The organism is Streptococcus sp. AS14 (genome assembly GCF_000286495.1).
Lineage (GTDB): Bacteria > Bacillota > Bacilli > Lactobacillales > Streptococcaceae > Streptococcus > Streptococcus sanguinis_P.
Genome location: NZ_ALKI01000019.1, coordinates 75,049 through 95,896 on the forward strand (window position 1 = coordinate 75,049; position 20,848 = coordinate 95,896).

Annotated in this window: 8 protein-coding genes; all 8 read left to right on the plus strand. The window is 45.3% G+C overall.

The genetic code is table 11. From position 1 onward, the window contains the following. Nucleotides 1–20 precede the first annotated feature (20 nt). On the plus strand, nucleotides 21–677 hold the full coding sequence (locus HMPREF1150_RS00040) for a response regulator transcription factor (protein WP_009660563.1): 657 nt from the start codon (nucleotides 21–23) through the stop codon (nucleotides 675–677). Further along, a complete protein-coding gene (locus HMPREF1150_RS00035; protein WP_009660551.1) occupies nucleotides 674–2,047 on the plus strand; it encodes a cell wall metabolism sensor histidine kinase WalK in 1,374 nt (457 codons plus the stop codon). The genes HMPREF1150_RS00040 and HMPREF1150_RS00035 overlap by 4 nt, the downstream gene beginning before the upstream one ends. A 171-nt stretch (nucleotides 2,048–2,218) precedes the next feature. After that, complete coding sequence (locus HMPREF1150_RS00030; RefSeq protein WP_009660586.1) at nucleotides 2,219–3,397, plus strand: AI-2E family transporter; 1,179 nt, start codon at nucleotides 2,219–2,221, stop codon at nucleotides 3,395–3,397. Then, entirely contained in the window at nucleotides 3,384–4,613 is a 1,230-nt protein-coding gene (locus HMPREF1150_RS00025) for a tetratricopeptide repeat protein (protein WP_009660538.1), read from the plus strand. The genes HMPREF1150_RS00030 and HMPREF1150_RS00025 overlap by 14 nt, the downstream gene beginning before the upstream one ends. Before the next feature lie 148 nt (nucleotides 4,614–4,761). Next, complete coding sequence (gene budA, locus HMPREF1150_RS00020) at nucleotides 4,762–5,481, plus strand: acetolactate decarboxylase (RefSeq protein ID WP_009660536.1); 720 nt, start codon at nucleotides 4,762–4,764, stop codon at nucleotides 5,479–5,481. Nucleotides 5,482–5,556: 75 nt separating this feature from the next. Further along, nucleotides 5,557–6,048 (plus strand): flavodoxin family protein, encoded by a 492-nt coding sequence (locus tag HMPREF1150_RS00015; protein WP_009660584.1) that lies wholly within the window; start codon nucleotides 5,557–5,559, stop codon nucleotides 6,046–6,048. A gap of 171 nt (nucleotides 6,049–6,219) precedes the next feature. Beyond that, on the plus strand, nucleotides 6,220–16,398 hold the full coding sequence (locus tag HMPREF1150_RS00010) for a CshA/CshB family fibrillar adhesin-related protein (protein ID WP_009660549.1): 10,179 nt from the start codon (nucleotides 6,220–6,222) through the stop codon (nucleotides 16,396–16,398). Between the two features lie 209 nt (nucleotides 16,399–16,607). Then, nucleotides 16,608–20,848, plus strand: a 4,241-nt coding sequence (locus tag HMPREF1150_RS00005; RefSeq protein ID WP_009660546.1) for a CshA/CshB family fibrillar adhesin-related protein, incomplete at its 3' end; no start/stop codon positions are given.

Here is a 20,848-nt window from a genome sequence, read left to right on the forward strand (position 1 = left end):
TAAAGGAGAAAAATCTAAGTATGCACAAGATTCTAGTGGTGGAAGATGATACGACGATTAATCAAGTGATTTGCGAGTTTTTAAAGGAAAGTCAGTATGAGGTGAGGCCAGTATTTGATGGTGGCGATGCCTTGCAGGCTTTTGAAGAAGAGCCCTTTGATCTAGTCATCTTAGATATGATGCTGCCGACCAAGAGCGGTCTGGAAGTACTGAAGGAAATCCGCAAGACTTCTCAGATTCCGGTCATGATTTTGACAGCACTTGACGACGAGTATACCCAGCTGGTTAGCTTTAACCATCTCATCAGTGATTATGTAACCAAGCCTTTTTCACCGCTAATCTTGGTCAAACGGATTGAGAATATTCTGCGCAGAAATACTGTTGCTTCAGAGATTGCTGTTCGCGACCTGACGGTTTCTATTGATGACTGCACGGTTTACTGGCAGGGTGAGAAGATGCCTCTGACCAAGAAAGAATATGAAATCTTGCAGACTCTGGCTAAGAGGAAGGGCCACTTGGTGACTCGTGATCAGCTGATGAATACCATTTGGGGCTACAGCGAGCTGGATAGTCGGGTACTGGATAATCATATCAAGAATATCCGTAAAAAGATTCCGGGTGTGCCGCTGAAAACCATTACGGGTATGGGCTATCAGCTTGGAGGAGAAGACAAGTGAAGATTGTCAAAAAGAACTTTCTCTTGACCTCGTCCATCATTTTCGTGGTAGTGACTATCGTTCTAGCCAGTCTTTACTTTGCCATGCCGGTGTATTATCAGCAGGTTAAGAGTGGAGAAGCTAAGAGAGAATTTGACCAAGTTTCCAAGCAGGTCAAGGGAAAGTCCAGTCAGGAAATCGGCGAGCTGTTGAGCGATTATAGTAAAAAGAGCAATCTGATTTGGTTTACCTTGCTGGCCAAAGACAATACGATTCTCTATCCTTCACTCGAAGCTGGCGATGAAAGTTCTCTGCAGTTGACCATCGTCCCAACAATTGCCAACAGCGACTATGAGAGCAAGAGTTTATCAGAAAGCTTTCGAACTTCAGATGGTAAAGAAGTTGTCCTGAGAGGCGAATATTCCTTACAGCCTGTTTCTGATGCTAGTCGGATTTTGCTTAATCTCTATCCATTTGTCTTGCTTGTATCTCTGAGTCTGGGTGGTCTGGCTGCCTATCTCTACAGCCGGACTTCCAGTCAGCGGATCAAAGCCATCTCTAAGAGCACTCGTCAAATGACGAGTCTGGCTCCAGATGTGACCTGCCAGGTCAAGGGGCGTGATGAGATTGCTGAACTGGCCCAAGATATCAATCATCTCTATGCTAATCTACTGACCAGTATCGAGGCTCTGCGCCTAGAAAATGAAAAGGTAGCAGAAAGCGAGCGGGAAAAGGCTGAGTTTCTGCGGATGACATCGCATGAGCTTAAGACACCCATTACCAGCATGATGGGGATGGTTGATGGCATGATCTATGGAGTAGGAGAGTTCAAGGATCGCGACAAGTACTTGCAGAAGTGCCGAGAAATCCTAGAGGAGCAGTCGGAGTTAGTCCAGTCTATCTTAGCCATTTCTAAACTGGAGATGAAGACTGAGACCGAACAGGAAGTCTTTTCACTCAAGCAGGTCTTGGAGGAAAATCTGAGTACTTATCGAGTTTTAGCAGATGTCAGACACTACCATTTTCAGGTTGAGCTGACAGAAGCGAAGGTCAAGGGTAACCGAACTTATCTGCTCAAGGCTATCAAGAATCTTTTGGATAATGCCTTTCATTATACAGTAGAAGGTGGACAGATTCTACTCAGGCTGGAGGAGCATAAGCTAGTCATCGAAAATGAAGCGGAACGAGTTTTGAACAAAGACCAAATTCAGCAGATTTTTCAGCCTTTCTACCGGCCAGACTACAGTCGCAATCGCAAGGATGGCGGAACTGGTCTGGGACTCTTTATCGTTCAGCAGATTTTGGACAAGCATGGTCTGCGATATCAGTTTGAAGCCGTTGATGGGCGGAAGATGCGCTTTAGCATTTCTCTGCCGGCTGTCGAGAAATAACCTTGGATTCTAGCTGGCCTTGCAGGAACCGAAGAGAGAAGTCAGAAGCTGTATTTTGCGAAAAATACAAGTCTTCTGGCACCTCTCTTTTTTTTGCTTTTCCCTATAGCTGAGCAGAGAATTTTTCTCTGAAAAATGTTACAATGAAATGACAAGTTAAAGGAGGAGAATATGGAGCACAAAGAAAAAGATTTTAGCCTATCTTGGTTTTTTAAATGGTTTTTAGATAACAAGGCCATTACAGTATTTTTAGTAACCCTTTTGATGGGACTGAATATTTTTATACTTAGTAAAATCAGTTTTATTTTTAGCCCAGTCATTGAATTTTTGGGAGTAATCATGTTGCCAGTTATTTTAGCTGGCCTGCTTTATTATCTGTTAAATCCCATCGTAGACTGGATGGAAAAGCACAAGATTAATCGACTGGTTGCTATTACCATTGTCTTTGTTTTAATTGCTTTTTTGATTATCTGGGGCTTGGCTGTTGCTATTCCTAGTTTGCAGCATCAGGTCATGGCTTTTGTCAGAAATGTTCCAGCTTATCTAAAGCAGGCTGACAAGTTCATCGACGATGTTGTGACCAAGTATATTTCGGCAGATTTCAAGCCGCAGATTGAAGAATACACTAGTAATCTGTCTAGCCAGATTACTGATTGGGCCAGCAATTTTTCATCGCGGGCAGTTAACTGGGCGGGGAACTTAATCAGTACAACTTCGCAGATTGTCGTGGCTATTATCATCATGCCCTTTATCCTTTTTTACCTGCTGAGAGATGGGAAAAATCTGAAAGGCTATGTGACCCAGTTTCTGCCAACTAAATTCCGCGCTTCCTTTGGTCAAGTGATGACGGATATCAACAGCCAGTTGGCCAACTATGTGCGTGGTCAGGTGACGGTTGCTATCATTGTAGCTCTGATGTTTATCGTTTTCTTCAAGATTATTGGTCTGCGCTATGGTGTCACTCTTGGAGTAATTGCCGGCGTTCTCAATCTGGTGCCTTATCTGGGCAGCTTTTTGGCTATGCTTCCGGCTCTGGCAATCGGTTTGATTGCTGGCGGTCCAGTAATGCTGGCTAAAGTCATTGTTGTTTTCATCGTTGAGCAGACTATCGAGGGGCGTTTTGTTTCTCCTCTGGTCTTGGGCAGTCAGCTCAGTATTCATCCAATTACGATTTTATTCGTATTATTAACTTCTGGTACCATGTTTGGCATTTGGGGCGTTTTCCTGGGAATTCCTGCCTATGCTTCAGCCAAGGTTGCCATTGCGGCCATCTTTAAGTGGTATCAGAAAGTAAGTGGCCTCTATGAAGCCGATTTTAAACAAGAAGGAGAAATCAGTGAGCAAGAGTGAGCAAATGTTGGCAGCTTTACAGGAGCAGGACCTAGCTCTGGCTGATCGCTATTTCGAGCAAGCCCTGACTACAGACAGCGAAGAAGAATTATTGGATTTGGCCGATTACTTAGAGAGTATCGGCTTTTTCCCTCAGGCCAAGCGTATTTTTGAAAAGTTGGCTCCTGACTATCCGGCTTCTTATATCAGCTTGGCAGCTATTGCCAGTGATGATGGAGAGTTGGAGCAGGCGTTTGCCTATCTTGAGGAGATTCAGCCAGACAGTGACTGGTATGTTGCTGCTCTCCTGGCTAAGGCTGACCTCTATCAGCTAGAGGGACTGCCTGATGTGGCTCGTGAAAAATTAGCTCAGGCAGCAGAGCTGACTGATGAGCCTTTGGTAACCTTTGGTCTGGCTGAGATAGATATGGAGCTGGGGGATTTTTCTCAGGCGATTAAGGAATACGCCCAGCTAGACAATCGCTCAATCTTTGAGCAGACAGGCGTCTCAACCTATCAGCGGATTGGGGTCTGCTATGCCAGTCTTGGAAAGTTTGCAGCGGCTATTGAGTTTTTGGAGAAAGCGGTTGAGCTGGAATACGATGATGCTGCTGTTTATGAGCTGGCAACTATATTAGCGGATCAGGAAGAATACCAGAAAGCCAATCTTTATTTTAAGCAATTGGATACTCTGTCGCCGGATTTTGAAGGCTACGAATATGGCTATGCCCTGTCTCTTCATGCGGAGCATCGGACGGCTGAAGCCCTGACCCTTGCCCAGCAGGGCTTGGCTAAGAATCCTTTTGAGACTCGGCTCTTGCTTTTAGCCTCGCAGCTTTCTTATGAACTTCACGATGAGAAAGCGGCTGAACATTATCTCTTGCAGGCTCAGGAAGATGCGGATGATTTGGAAGAGATTGTCTTGCGACTGACTACTCTTTACTTGGAGCAGGAACGCTATGAGAATATTTTAGAATTTGCTGAGCAAGAAGTCGATAACGCCTTGACCCGCTGGAATTTAGCGCGTGCTTATCAGGCTTTGGAAAATCTGGAAAAAGCAGAAGAACTCTATAATCAACTGGCTCGCGAATTGCAAGATAATCCAGAGTTTTTGGAGCAGTATGTCTATCTTTTGCGTGAACTAGGCAGATTTGAAGAAGCTAAAAGAGCTGCTGCTTCTTATCTAAGATTAGTGCCTGATGATGCTAGTATGCAGGAGCTTTATGAAAGTTTATAATAGCTGAAGAAGCACTCGCTCAGCCCTTTCCCGAGATTTATGGTATAATGATTGGCATAGAAATTCAGTAGCCAATGTAATAAAGATGAAAAAAACTTAGCTGGATGGGCAATAATATTTTTAAGAAGGGAAAGATTAAGGAAAAAGAATGGCAGAACCAATCAAATTATTTCAATATAATACTTTGGGAGCTTTGATGGCTGGTCTTTACGATGGCAGTATGACTGTTGGAGAGCTGCTTCAGTATGGAGATTTGGGCTTGGGAACGCTGGACTCTATTGATGGTGAGCTCATTATTCTCGATGGTAAGGCTTATCAGGCAAAGGGCTCTGGAGAAGTGCCAGAAGTGGTTGAGGTGTCACCGGATATGACAGTACCTTATGCGGCAGTTGTTCCCCATCAGGCGGAGGTCATTTTCCGTCAGCGCTTTGAGATGAACGACGAAGAGCTGGAAAAGCGGATTGAGTCTTACTATGATGGCGAAAATCTTTTCCGCTCTATCAAGATTCATGGTGATTTCGCCTGCATGCATGTTCGGATGATTCCCAAGTCTACGACAGAACGGAAGTTTGCAGAAGTAGCAGTCAACCAGCCTGAGTATCGTAAGGAAAATGTCACGGGCACCATCGTTGGTATCTGGACACCTGAGATTTTCCACGGAGTCAGTCTGGCAGGTTATCATCTGCATTTTGTATCGGACGATCTGACTTTTGGCGGACATGTTATGGATTTTGTTATCAAGGAAGGTGTCGTCGAGTTGGGTGCTGTAGACCAGCTGGATCAGCGTTTCCCAGTACAAGATCGCAAGTATCTCTTTGCTAAGTTTAATATGGAAGAAATGAAAGAAGATATGGAAAAGTCGGAATAAATAGCAAGGGTGAGCATTGTTTGCTTCCCTCTTTTTTGATATAATTGGAAAAAAGAATAGAGGAGAAGAGAAGCTATGATTTATTTGGTAAACGCCAGCCCGAATAGGAATGGTAATAGTTTTAAGCTGGGGCATTTTTTTCTGCGGGATAGAGATTATGAGGCTCTTCAATTAGTGGATTACCACATTGAGCAATATGGCCAGTCAGCAGAAAACGACCAGTTCTTTCAGGTCTATGAGCAACTGAGTCAGGCTGATGTACTGGTCTTTACCAGTCCTATTTATTGGTGGTCTTTTTCGGGTCTGCTAAAAACCCTGTTGGACCGAGTGGCAGATGTGCATGAGCCGCAGGAAGCACTCAAGGGCAAAAAGGTGTTTTTCCTCCTGCAAGGCTCTCAACCCAGCAAAGAAATTGAAATGCTGGACTACGTGATGAGTCGCTTTTGCCAGAACTGCGGACTCGAATATGAGGGGCTGGCAGTAACCAATCATAAGCTAAAAGAAATCGAAGGTTGGGAATTAACAGCCCTGCAGGAAAAATTAGATAAGGTTTTATCAGAAGGTTAAAAGTGAGAAGATTCGTTTGCGAGTCTTCTTTTTTTACTATAAAAATGGAGTCTTTTTTTTATGTGTCTATTTTTGGACACTATGCCCCTCAACTACAGTCATATCCATGGCTAACTAAATATAAATGTTGTATAATACCAATTGCTATTAAATATTAATATAGGAGATTCTATGGGAAAAGAATTATTTAACCCTCATTTAAACAAGTTTTCGATTCGAAAATTAAATGTCGGAGTTTGCTCGGTATTATTATCTACCGTTTTCCTTTTAGGTACTGCGGCTACAGTCAATGCAGATGAAACTGCCAGCGGATCTGTAGATGATAATATCTCACTGCCAGAAAAACCGACGGACTCTGCTATGAGTCAGCCAGTCAGTCAGCCTGCTCTTGAGAATACAGCAACATCTGCTGTTCCTGAAACAGCTAACTCAGAAGCAAGTGCTGATCAAAATCAGCTGGTAAGTCCAGCTGCAGTTTCAGAGCAAACAGCACCTGAAAAGGCACAAGAAGCTAATCAAACAGCTGAGACCTCTAATGAAGCCAGACCTGCTGAAGCTAGTCGGGCTCGCTCTTATTCAGTGCAATATACGCCAAAACCAAGTTCTGCGGCTATGCCAAGGTCTGATCGTAATGGCCAGCCAATGGAGGCAGGAACATCATTCCGTACAGCCAGTCCTGCTGGTCAAGCTAGCTCTGCTATACAAGATGCGACACCTAATCCTACAGTTTCTAAACCAACACTGGAAGAATCAGTGAGGAAACGTTCTGATGAGTTGATGAAGCAGGTAAACTGGCTAGATTTTGGTGATACTAAATCACTGAGAAATCTAGATAAAGATGGCTCCTTTAAAGTTGGAACAGTATATGAGAAGGAAATTTCTCCAGGCTATGTGGTCAAACTGACTGTTACTGAATTGAAACCTTTCTATGCGACAGAGATCTATCGTGATCGAGTAAAGGGAACTGAGTACGAAAGCAGTTATGATCCCAATGCAAAAAATACTTGGCTTCAATATAACAATAGCAATAATTATGCTTATCAGTATTGGTATGGTGATGATTACCGTCCTAAAATTACTGGTGCTGCTCAGAATCAATATTCAGCTATTAAGTCAGAAGGAATTGATACCAAAGGACGTAAAACCCAACTCCAGGTTCCTAAAGATGAAGCCAACTATGGCGTGAAGTTCAAAGTTGAAGCTAGATATCGTGGGAAGCCAGTTAAAGCAACAGTTGTCATGGCTGATGGCGAAGAGGCAAACCCTGGTGAGTATGCTATCTTTACAACCAATGGTAAGGGTTGGGAACATTTGGCCGAGTGGAAGCGTACAGTTACAGACGCAAATGGTGTGACTACTGAGATTACTGAAACCTATAAGCCAATGAAGCCTACTACAGAAGGCCAATTTATTGGAAATGACGGTACTGGGGTTCATTGGCAGGCCTATGTCAGTCCTGACCAAAAGACTGGCGGACTGGGAAGTCAAGTATTTGGACCGAACGTTTCTAGAAACAATACAATTCCGCTTGTCATGACACGTGGTGCATCAGAGGTTGGTATTTACATAGCTTCTTCTGGCCAGCAGGCTGCGATGATTGGTTTTATGGCAATCGATGAAGGGGATGCACCGGATTCCTATGGAAAAGCTATCCATGCTATTTCAAGATACAATGCAGAAACTGGCGGTCAAAATCCACAGCCATTCTTGGGCCGTGTTGCGGCTGATATTGATACCACATCTGGAAACAACTGGAAGCATGACGATCAGAATGATTTAGCCGATGAAGGTATTAATCAGCTCTTGTCTGATGATTTAGTCGGGAAAACCAATGGTCTCTTTCCAGTCAACCGTCTGCGTGACGGAGATTATTCTCTCCGCATCCATGCTTCGGCTAACGGATATGAAAAAGCCTATGTCCGTGCCTGGATTGACTTCAATAATAATGGTGTCTTTGACGAAGACGAAGCCAGTGAATTTACCGAAGTAACAACTGCGGGAGATTATACTGTCAACTTTAAGAAGAATCCAGCTATGACCAATCCTGAACTTAGCAAACTGGGAATGCGTGTTCGTATTGCCTTGAACAAGGGAGATATTGAAAAGCCTACCGGAACTGCATTTAGTGGTGAGGTGGAAGACCTAGAAGTTGAACTGACCTATCCACCAAAAGGTGAGAAGAAGGAAAGTACTGGAATCCGTGATCAGAGACAGACAGCCACTCTTCATTTTACTCCGCAGGGGATTGCTCAAAATACTGAGAATAAGAAAGTAGCGATTGATACTACTAAAGCTCCGATTGTATTGGATGCGAGAGGAAATGCCCTGACAGCTGATGCAGCAGGCTTGTATAACACTGATGAAGGCCGTTATAAAGTAACTGCAAACGGTCCTGATGTAGATGTGGTATATGAGCCTAAAGCTGGCTTTATCGGCACAGCCCAGGGAATTAACATCCGCCGTTTTGATACTAATGGAGCAAATACGGATTGGATTGCCAAGAATAAGGCTGAAGCAGTCATCAATGACCAGCTCAATACCATGGATGGACGCTATGTGCCAACCGTGCTCAATGTTCCTAAGTATGAAACAACGGATGCTCAAGGACTAACGCAAGAAAAGACGCCTGTCTTTAATGATGGTGATGCTGGCAAAACTCCGACAAGTCCGACGGCAGCAAATCCAGTAAAATTTGTGAAAGCGGATGGAACGACTACAGATGATACTAGAGTTCCAGCTTTATCAAATGGTCGGGAAGTCGGTCGTTTTGAAGTCGAATCTGCAACAGGTAAGATTACTTTCAAACCAAACAAAAACTTTGTTGGTACTGTTGACCCTGTTTCCGTTCAGCTGACTGATGGCAAAGGTATTCCGCACCAAGCTGTTTATCAGCCAAAGGTGACTCCTGTTAGACCGACTGCTCAAGGTGCCAGCAGCGAGGGCATTCAAGGTGCAGTTCAGACAGGGCAATTGACCTTTAATCCAGGCCATAATCGTGTGCCTATTGATAGCAAGAAGTTGCCAATCTTTGATAATGGCAGCCAAACTAAAACAGTTGATGGTGTCGGCACTTATCAGGTGGATAATCAAGGCTTAGTTACCTTCACTCCACTGCCGACTTATACTGGACGGCCAGCGGCAGAGACTGTCAAGCGACTAGATGTCAATGGAACAGAAGTAACAGCTACCTATCAGGCTGATGTGAAAGCAGCAGCACCAAGTGCAACGAATACTGAAACCAGTGGTGTACAAGGTCAAGTTCAGCGAGGAAAAGTCAGCTTCACAGAAGGTTCTGCGCAAGTCAACGGTCAAAAACAAACTGTGGCCTTTCCAGCTGGCTCAACTCCGCTCTTCGACAATGGTTCGACTGTTAAAGAAGTGCCTACTGTTGGTAAGTTTGAAGTGGATGAGGATGGAAATGTAACCTTTACTCCAGAGAAACAATTTAAAGGCCTTACGCCAGAAATTAGAATCACTCGCACAGATACGAATGGCAGCACAGCTACAGCTATCTACAAGGCTACAGTCACTGCTGTAACTCCAACAGGGACAAGCATCACCAGCACTGGTAAACAAGGCCGTCCACAGACAGGTAAGCCAAACTTTGTCAGTGGCAACCCAGATGTACCATTGGATAATGATACTCCAGCGACTTTCGAAGATGGAAGCAAGCGCAAGGTGGTTCCAAATGTCGGAATCTTTGAAGTGGCACCAGATGGATCTGTTACTTTCACACCTGACAAGCAATATGTTGGCACACCAGATCCTGTTGTTGTTAAACGTGTCGATAAGAATGGCACTCCTGTGACAGCCAAGTACACGCCTACTGTTGAGAAAGTGACTCCAAGAGCCACAGGCGCTCAGACAAAAGGCCCTCAAGGTCAAGTTCAAAAAGGCAAGGTTACTTTTGAACCAGGAAGTCCTCAAGTTGGTTTCCCAGAAAACAGCACCCCAGTCTTTGACACCGGCACGAATGTGAAAGAAATTGCCAAAGTCGGTAAGTTCGAAGTGGATGGAGAGGGTAATGTCACCTTTACCCCAGTCAAAACGTTTGTAGGTAAGACACCAGAAGTTGAACTCAGCCGTGCAGATGTCAATGGAACAGTAGCCAAGGCTAAATATCGGGCGACTGTGACCGCTGTGACTCCGACGGGAACTGGAGATCAGACAGAAGGTCCGCAAGGCCAAGTTCAAAAGGGTCGTGTAACTTTTAAAGCTGGCGATCCCAAAGTAGGATTCCCAGCCAACAGCACGCCAGTCTTTGACACAGGTACGAATGTGAAAGAAATTGCCAAAGTCGGTAAGTTTGAAGTAGATGCGGAGGGCAATGTTACCTTCACGCCAGACAAGCGCTTTGTAGGTGAAACACCAGAAATTAGCATTTCTCGCAAAGATGCAAATGGTATTGCCGCAAAAGTCACTTATGTTGCGACGGTTACATCAGTAACTCCAATGGGCACTAATGTGACTAGCACCGGTCCTCAAGGTCTTCCGCAAATAGGTACCCCAACTTTCCAAGGTGGTAATCCGCTAGTTCCGATTGATGAAGCAGTCACGCCAACCTTTGACGATGGCAGAAAGGAAAAAGTAATTCAAGGTCAGGGAACTTACACCATTGCACCAGATGGCACGGTTACCTTCACACCAGAGAAGCAGTTTGTAGGAAAGCCAGATTCAGTGACAGTGAAACGTGTTGATAAGAATGGTACACCAGTCACTGCGACTTACAGTCCTGAGTTTACTAAAGTCACTCCAACTGGTACTGGAGATAAGACAGAAGGATTGCAAGGTCAGGTTCAAGAAGGCCATGTTACCTTCACACCTGGTCATGCCTCAGTTCCATTCCCAGCTGAAACAACTCCGCTCTTTGACAATGGTTTGACTGTTAAAGAGATTCCAACCGTTGGTAAATTTGAAGTGGATGCGAATGGCAAGGTGACTTTCACGCCAGACAAGCAGTTTAAGGGAATCACTCCTGAGCTGACATTGGTTCGAGCAGATGTGAATGGCACTCCTGTTACCGTCAAATACCAAGCAGTGGTGAAAGAAGTGGTTCCAACGGGAACAAATATCACCAGCACTGGTGAGCAAGGCCGTCCACAAACAGGCAAGCCAAACTTCGTGAGCGGCACTCCGGGAGTTCCACTGGATAATGATACTCCGGCTACTTTCGATGACGGAAGCAAGCGCAAGGTTGTTCCAAATGTCGGTATCTTTGAAGTGGCACCAGACGGTTCTGTCACCTTTACCCCAGATAAGCAATTTGTTGGCACACCAGATCCGGTTATTGTTAAGCGAGTGGACAAAAATGGCACTCCTGTGACAGCCAAGTATACGCCAACTGTTGAGAAAGTGACTCCAAGAGCGACAGGTGCTCAGACGGAGGGGCTTCAAGGCCAAGTTCAAAAAGGCAAGGTTACTTTTGAAGCAGGAAGTCCGCAAGTCGGCTTCCCAACCGGCAGCTCACCGGTCTTTGATACTGGCACGAATGTCAAAGAAATTGCCAAAGTCGGTAAGTTCGAGGTTGATACAGAGGGGAATGTTACTTTCACACCAGTCAAAACGTTTGTCGGTAAGACACCAGAAGTTGAACTCAGCCGTACAGATGTCAATGGTACAGTAGCCAAGGCCAACTACCAAGCAACTGTGACAGCTGTTACTCCGACAGGTACTGGTGACAAGACAGAGGGCTTGCAAGGTCAGGTTCAAAAAGGCCATGTCACCTTCACGCCAGGTCATGAATTAGTTCCATTCCCAGCAGGTTCGACTCCGCTATTTGGTAACGGAAAAAATATTAAAGAAGTACCAAATATCGGTAAGTTTGAAGTGGATGCAGATGGCATTGTGACCTTCACTCCAGACAAACAGTTCAAGGGTGAAACACCAGAATTAGGAATTATTCGTGTGGATGCCAACGGAACACCAGTAACAGTTAAATACCAAGCGGTAGTGAAAGAAGTAACTCCGACAGGTACCACAGTTACGAGCACCGGTCCACAAGGTATCCCTCAAACAGGAACTCCAATCTTCAAAGCTGCGGACCCACTAGTTCCAATCGATGAAACTGTTGAGCCAACTTTCGCAGATGGAAGTAAGGAGAAGAAGATTCCAGGCCAAGGAACTTACACCATTACTCCAGATGGCGTAGTGACTTTCACGCCAGAGAAGCAGTTTGTAGGCACACCGGACCCAATCACAGTGAAGCGAGTGGACAAGAACGGCACTCCAGTGACGGCAACTTACAGTCCAGAGTTTACTAAAGTAACTCCAACAGGTACTAATGCAACCAGCACAGGTCCACAAGGCCTTCCTCAAACTGGCATACCGACCTTCGCAGGCGGCGACCCACTTGTTCCAATCGATGACACAGTAGAGCCAACCTTCGGAGATGGCAGCAAGGAAAAGAATATTCCAGGTCAAGGAACGTATACCATCACTCCGGATGGAGCAGTGACCTTCACGCCAGACAAGCAATTTGTAGGTAAACCAGATCCAGTCACCGTTAAGCGGATGGATAAGAATGGTACTCCAATGACTGCGACATACAGTCCAGAGTTTACCAAGGTAACTCCAACAGGTACTGGTGATAAGACTGAAGGATTGCAAGGTCAGGTTCAAGAAGGTCATGTTAGCTTCACACCTGGTCATGCCTCTGTACCATTCCCGGCAGTTTCAACTCCATTATTTGATAATGGTACCGCAGTTAAAGAAGTGCCAAATGTTGGTAAGTTCGAAGTGGATGCGGATGGCAAGGTTACTTTCACTCCAGACAAGCAATTCAAGGGTGAAACGCCAGAACTTGAATTGACTCGTGTAGATGCCAACGGCACCCCTGTTACAGTTAAGTACCAAGCGGTAGTGAAAGAGGTAACTCCAACAGGCACCACCTCAACCAGCACTGGCCCACAAGGCCGTCCACAAACGGGTAAACCAAACTTTGTTGGTGGCGACCCAGATGTACCACTTGATAATGATATTCCTGCTACTTTCGACGACGGAAGTAAACGCAAGGAAGTTCCAAATGTCGGTACCTTTGAAGTAGCACCAGATGGATCTGTCACTTTCACACCAGACAAGCAATATGTTGGCACACCAGACCCAGTTGTTGTTAAGCGAGTGGACAAGAATGGCACTCCTGTGACAGCAAAGTACACGCCTACTGTTGAAAAAGTCACTCCAAGAGCGACAGGTGCTCAGACAGAGGGGCTTCAAGGCCAAGTTCAAAAAGGAAAGGTTACTTTTGAAGCCGGAAGTCCGCAAGTCGGCTTCCCAACCGACAGCACACCAGTCTTTGATACTGGCACGAATGTCAAAGAAATTGCCAAAGTCGGTAAGTTCGAGGTTGATATGGAGGGTAATGTTACCTTTACTCCAGTTAAAACGTTTGTCGGTAAGATACCAGAAATCGAAATCAGACGCGCCGATGTCAATGGTACAGTAGCTAAGGCTAACTACCAAGCGACTGTGACTGCTGTTATTCCGACAGGTACTGGCACCAAGACAGAAGGTCTTCAAGGCCAAGTCCAAGAAGGCAAAGTGACCTTCACGCCTGGTCATGATTCAGTTCCATTCCCAGCTGGTTCGACTCCACTCTTTGGTAACGGAAAGAATATTAAAGAAGTGCCAAATGTTGGTAAGTTCGAAGTAGATGCGGATAACAAGGTGACCTTCACCCCAGACAAGCAGTTTAAGGGTGAAACACCAGAACTTGAATTGACTCGTGTGGATACCAATGGAACACCAGTAACTGTCAAGTACCAAGCGGTAGTGAAAGAGGTAACTCCAACAGGTACCACCTCAACCAGCACTGGCCCACAAGGCCGTCCACAAACTGGTAAACCAAACTTTGTTGGTGGCGACCCGAATGTACCACTGGATAATGATACTCCAGCAACTTTCGATGATGGAAGCAAACGCAAGGAAGTTCCAAATGTCGGAATCTTCGAAGTAACACCAGATGGATCTGTCACTTTCACACCGGACAAGCAATTTGTTGGGACACCAGACCCAGTTGTTGTTAAGCGAGTAGATAAGAATGGTACCCCAGTGACGGCTAAGTACACACCTACAGTTGAGAAAGTGACCCCAATAGGAACTACCGCAACCAGCACTGGTCCTCAGGGTGTTCCTCAAACGGGTACTCCAACCTTCACAGGCGGTGATCCACTAGTTCCAATTGATGAATCAGTAGAGCCAACTTTCGAAGATGGAAGTAAGGAGAAAAAGATTCCAGGTCAAGGAATGTACACCATCACTCCAGATGGCGCAGTGACCTTCACACCAGAAAAGCAGTTTGTAGGTAAGCCGGACCCAATCACAGTCAAGCGAGTGGACAAGAATGGCACACCAGTAACAGCGACCTACAGTCCAGAGTTCACCAAGGTAACTCCAACTGGTACTGGTGTCAAGACAGAAGGGCTTCAAGGCCAAGTCCAAGAAGGCAAAGTGACCTTCACGCCTGGTCATGATTCAGTTCCATTCCCAGCGGATTCGACTCCGTTATTTGACAATGGTTCCACAGTTAAAGAAGTACCAAATGTTGGTAAGTTTGAAGTGGACGCAGACGGCAAGGTGACCTTCACTCCCGACAAACAATTCAAGGGTGAGACACCAGAACTCGAATTAACTCGCACTGATGTCAATGGCACCCCTGTTACAGTTAAGTACCAAGCGGTAGTGAAAGAGGTGACTCCAACAGGCACAACCGTAATGAGCACTGGCCCACAAGGTCTTCCGCAAACCGGCACTCCAACTTTCAAAGGTGCAGACCCACTAGTTCCGATCGATGAGACAGTAGAGCCAACTTTCGAAGATGGAAGCAAGAAGAAGACCATTCCAGGTCAGGGAACTTATACCATTACTCCGGATGGCGCAGTAACCTTCACTCCCGACAAGCAGTTTGTGGGCAAACCAGATCCAATCACTGTGAAACGAGTAGATAAAAATGGTACACCAGTAACTGCGACCTACAGTCCAGAGTTCACTAAGGTAACTCCGACTGGTACTGGCACTAAGACAGAAGGTCTGCAAGGTCAGGTTCAAAAAGGTCAAGTGACTTTCACGCCAGGACATAAATTAGTTCCATTCCCTGCTGGATCTACTCCACTCTTTGGTAACGGAAAGAATATTAAAGAAGTGCCAAATGTTGGTAAGTTCGAAGTGGATGTGGATAACAAGGTAACCTTCACCCCAATAAAACAATTCAAGGGCGAAACATCAGAGCTGGGATTAATTCGTTTAGACGCTAACGGAACTCCTGTTATTGTCAAATATCAAGCAATAGTGAAATCAGTAGTCCCAACTGGTAAAAATGCTTCCTCTACAAATATCAAGGGCCATGTTCAGACTGGCAAACCTGTCTTCGAAGCAGGTGATCCATTGGTTCCAATCGATGAAACAGTCGAGCCAACCTTTGAAGACGGAAGCAAGGAAAAGACAGTTCCAGGTCAGGGAACCTATACTATCGCACCAGACGGTACAGCCACTTTCACTCCAGAAGCTGATTTCCTTGGTCAGGGTACTGGTGTGACCCTTGTACGTCGTGATAAGAACGGTACCTCAGTGACGGCTCGCTATGTTCCAACCGTGGTTGAACCATCAACCAGCAAGGACAGTGTGTCCAGCGGTCGCAAGGGTCAAGCTCAAACGGGAACGCCAACCTTTGAAGGGGCGATTGACCAAGCGGTAGCACCAACCTTTGCGGATGGCAGCACCGAAATGGTTGTCCCAGGTGAGGGAACTTACAGGTTCAATATGCTGGGAGCAGTGACCTTTGTGCCGGAAGCCGACTTTGTCGGAACTGCTCGCGGAGTTGAGGTGAAACGTCTTGATATCTATGGCAATGCCGTGACGGCTACCTATACCCCAACTGTTTTGGGAAGCACTGATACAGAAGATACCAGCAGCACTGGGCTTAAAGGGCAGCCTCAGACTGGTAAACCTATCTTTGAAGGCGACGTGGATCCAACCGTTCCGCCAACTTTCGAGGATGGCAGCACCGAAAAGGCTGTTCCAGGCCAAGGTACTTACACGATTGCGCCAGATGGTACTGTGACCTTTGTACCGGAAACGGGCTTTGTCGGTCAAGCTGACGGCGTAACAGTGATTCGCAAAGACCGCAATGGTCAGACGATTTCAGCGGTTTACGTTCCGACTGTGACAGAAAATCCTGTTCAGCCGGAGCGGACGATTACACCTGCACCACCGTCTCTTTCTAAGAGTGAGGGTGCAAAATCCCTTCCTAAGACTGGTACAGAAGAAACCTCATACTTAGCTGCAAGTTTACTTGCGGGAGTATCAGGTTTGGGACTGATTGGCTTAGAGAAGAGAAAGAAAAAGTCTGAAGATTAAATGGTGAGAGCTTAGGTTTCAGACTCTAGATTGAAAGAGGAAAGATTCGTTTATGGATCTTTCCTATTTTTTGTTAAAAATAGACTATTTTTAACAAAGTGTCTAATTACAATGTTAGTTTGTTACAATAATAGTTATATATATGGATAACTAAAATAGAATAGTGTATAATAAAAGCTGCAATTTAAATGATTATTTAGGAGATTATTATGGGAAAAGATTTATTTAATCCTCACCTGCGTAAGTTTTCGATTCGGAAACTAAACGTCGGTGTTTGTTCTGTGCTCTTATCAACCCTGCTTCTTTTGGGAGCAGCTGCGCAGGTTAGTGCTGATGAAACTGTTTCTTCTGGGACTCAAAGCGAGGTTTCTCAAACAGGCATAGCTGATTCCTCAGTAAGTACTGCAGAATCAGTAAATTCACCAGCTGAGGAAAATAAGCCTGACACTATTGCAGTTCAAGCAGAAGATGCGTCTGCGGTAGCTACTGCAAGGCATGATTCAGTTGATAAGTCAACAAGTGAGCAGCCAGCGACAGAAACTACCTTTGCACCAGCTGTTGTTCCTGCAGAAGTTAAGACTGAAGATAATGCCCAACCAGCTCCTGCTCAACCGGCAGGAACTACAGAGACTGCTCAGCCTAGTCGCTCTCGTCGCGTAAGACGGGATGCGGCACCTACTGGTCTTCGAGATGGTGATCCTAACAACACCATTGAGAAGCCTACTTTGGCTGACTCTGAAAAAAAGAACCCCACGGAGTTGATGAAGCAAATCAACTGGCTGGATCTTGGCGATAAAACTGCCATTAGTAACTTAGATACGGATGATTCCTTTAAAGTTGGTACTGTCTATGAGAAAGAAATTTCTCCAGGCTATCGTATTAAACTGACAGTGACGGAATTAAAACCTTTCCACTCAACAGAGATTTATCGTGACCGCGTCAAGGGTACTGAGTATGAAAACAGCTATGATCCGAATGCGAAAAACACTTGGTTCAGATATGTAAATGAAGACTATAAAAAGCAAGAAGCCGAAGGAGATTCAGCTAGACCGAAAATTATAGGAGCGGAACAGAATCAATGGACAGCCGTCCGAGACCAAGGGATTAACACCAATGGTCGAAAGACTCAATTACAAGTCCCTAAAAATGGTGCTAGCTACGGTATAAAATTCAAGGTAGAAGCGACTTACCTTGGAAAACCTGTAAAAGCAACGGTTATCATGTCTGATGGAGAAGAAGCCAACCCAGGGGAGTATGCTATCTTCACGACCAATGGCCAAGGATGGGAACACTTGGCAGAATGGAAACGTGTTCGGACAGATGGGTCTGTAATTACCGAAACTTATGCCCCAATGAACCCTAACAGATATGGTCAATATATAGGAGATAATGCGACTATACCTGTAATCGACTGGACTGCTTTTACTAATCCAGATCAAAAAACAGGAGGCTTAGGCTCCCAGGTCTTTGGTCCTAATACTTCTAAAGATCACACAGTTCCGATTGTGATGACACGAGGTGCTTCAGAAGTTGGAATTTATATTGCTTCTTCTGGTCAGCAAGCTGCTATGATTGGTTTTATGGTAGTTGATGAAGGAGATGCACCAGCTTCTTATGGAAATGCTGTTCATGCTATTTCTGGTTATGATGCCAATACAGGTGCAAGAACTCCTCAGCCATTCTTGGGTCGAGTTGAAGCTGATATTGATACTACTTCGGGTAATGACTGGAGACATGATGACGATACTGATCACGCAGACGAAGGGGTTGATCAGCTCTTGCCTTCTGATTTGACTGGTAAGACAAATAACCTTTTCCGAGTTAATCGTCTTCAAAATGGTGACTACTCAGTTCGTCTCCAAGCATCTGCCAATGGCAATAGCAAGGCCTATATTCGTGCTTGGATTGATTTCAATCAAAACGGTGTTTTTGATGAAAATGAGGCCAGCGAATTTACTGAAGTAACAACGGCTGGTGACTATACTGTTAATTTTAAGAATAATCCAGCGATGACCAATCCTGCAGTTAGCAAGCTGGGAATGCGGGTCCGCATTGCCCTGAATAAGGGAGATATTGAAAAACCTACTGGAACAGCCTTTAGTGGGGAAGTTGAAGACTTAGAAGTCATCTTGACCTATCCGCCAAAGGGTGAAAAGAAGGAAAGTACGGGAATAATCGGCCAGCCTCAGAAAGCTACTCTTCAGTTTACACCTCAAGGTATTGATCAAAATGATGAAAGCAAGAAAGCGGCTATTGATACAACTGTAGCACCTGTCGTTTTGGACAATGCAGGTCATACATTAACAGCAGATGGCGACGGTTGGTACAGTACTGCTGAGGGACGATATAAAGTAACAGCCAAGGGTGCAAATGTGGATGTGATATTTGAACCTAGCACTGGCTTTATCGGTACTACTCAAGGAATTAATATCCGCCGTGTTGATACTAATGGTGCAAGTACAGATTGGATTGCGAAGAATAATGGAGAACCTGTTATCAACGATAAGTTGAATAATATGGATGCTCGCTATATTCCGACTGTTTTGAATTTCACGGAACATCGTTCGACGGACGCACAAGGTTTGCCTCAAGTGCAAGATATTGTCTTTAATGATGGCAATCCTGCTAAGACACCTGCTCAACCATCTGCAACGAATCCTGTCTTTTTCTTGGATGCTGATGGCAATCGTATTGTTGGAACAAGCGCAAAGGCAACATCGCAAGGCCAAGAAGTGGGAACCTTTGAATTAGATCCAGCTACTGGGCGAGTGACTTTCACTCCGAATAAGTCATTTGTGGGGACAGTTGACCCTGTTAACCTACAATTACATGATACCGATGGAAGAGAGCACCGTGCAACCTATCAACCAACAGTAACGCGTCTTGTTCCAACAGCACAAGGAGCAAACTCTGAAGGTATTCAAGGTGCTGAACAATCCGGTAATTTGATTTTCACTCCAGGTGATAATCGTGTTCCAATTAATGAGGCAGTTGCTCCAACTTTTGATAACGGTCAAACAACTAAGGTTGTTCCGAATGTCGGGACTTATATGGTTGATAACGCAGGTCGTGTAACCTTCCAACCAGTTCCTAGCTACACTGGCCGTCCAAGTGCTGAATCTGTTAAACGTGTTGATATGAACGGGACAGAAGTAAGCGCTGCTTATCAAGCTGAAGTTAAGGCTGCAACTCCAACAGGTCAAGATACACAGACTGTTGGGCTTCAAGGACAACTTCAAACTAGCCAGCTTAACTTTACTCCAGGTCAAGCAACTGTTAATAACCAAACACAAACAGTCCCATTAAACCCAGCAGGACCACAATTCGTTGTGGATGGGCAGGTTCAACAGGGTAATACCTTGGCAGTTAGCGACGCAAGTGGCAAGCTACAAGGAACTTACACTGTTCAAGCTAATGGAGATATTAGCTTCCAACCTGCTCCTGATTTCTACGGAACGCCTACTCCTGCACATCTTCGTGTAAGGGATAAGAACGGTTCTACTGCAGATGCAGTTTATTGGCCAAACGTTACGCAAGTAACTCCAACTAGCATCAATGCTGAATCAACCGGCCTCCAAGGTCAAGCGCAAAAGGGGACGCCCACTTTCACTCCTGGCGACTCAGCTGTTCCAATTGACATGGATTCTCCAATGACTTTCGAAGATGGTCAGCCTAAGAAGACTGTTCAGGGAGTGGGGATATACACTATTAACTCAGATGGTTCTATCACTTTTACTCCTGAGAAACAGTATGTTGGCACACCAACACCAGTTACAGTAAAACGTATTGATAAAAATGGCACGGAAGTGACTGCAACTTACACGCCAACTGTTACTAAGGTAACGCCGGTAGGTACTAATGCGACTGGCACTGGCCCTCAAGGTCTTCCACAAACGGGCACTCCAACCTTTGCGGGCGGTGACCCACTAGTTCCGATTGATGAAACAGTTGAACCGACCTTTGAAGATGGAAGTAAAGAGAAGAACATTCCAGGTCAAGGAACTTACACGATTGCTCCAGATGGGGCAGTGACCTTCACTCCTGAGAAGCAATTCGTAGGCAAGCCAGATCCAGTTACTGTGAAACGTGTTGATAAGAACGGCACACCAGTGACTTCCACTTACAGTCCAGAGTTTACTAAGGTAACGCCAACTGGCACTAACGCAACTAGCACTGGTCCTCAGGGCGTTCCACAAACCGGTACCCCAACCTTCACAGGTGGTAATCCACTTGTACCAATTGATGAAACAGTAGAGCCTACCTTTGAAGATGGAAGTAAAGAGAAGAACATTCCAGGTCAAGGAACTTACACTATCTCTCCAGATGGGGCAGTGACCTTCACTCCTGAGAAGCAATTCGTAGGCAAGCCAGATCCAGTTACTGTGAAACGTGTTGATAAGAACGGCACACCAGTGACTTCCACTTACNGTCCAGAGTTTACTAAGGTAAC

Bases quoted from the DNA above. Each gene is read 5' to 3' on its own strand.
- HMPREF1150_RS00040 (WP_009660563.1), top strand. From the start codon at position 21: ATGCACAAGATTCTAGTGGTGGAAGATGATACGACGATTAATCAAGTG.
- HMPREF1150_RS00030 (WP_009660586.1), top strand. From the start codon at position 2,219: ATGGAGCACAAAGAAAAAGATTTTAGCCTATCTTGGTTTTTTAAATGG.
- budA (WP_009660536.1), top strand. From the start codon at position 4,762: ATGGCAGAACCAATCAAATTATTTCAATATAATACTTTGGGAGCTTTG.
- HMPREF1150_RS00015 (WP_009660584.1), top strand. From the start codon at position 5,557: ATGATTTATTTGGTAAACGCCAGCCCGAATAGGAATGGTAATAGTTTT.
- HMPREF1150_RS00010 (WP_009660549.1), top strand. From the start codon at position 6,220: ATGGGAAAAGAATTATTTAACCCTCATTTAAACAAGTTTTCGATTCGA.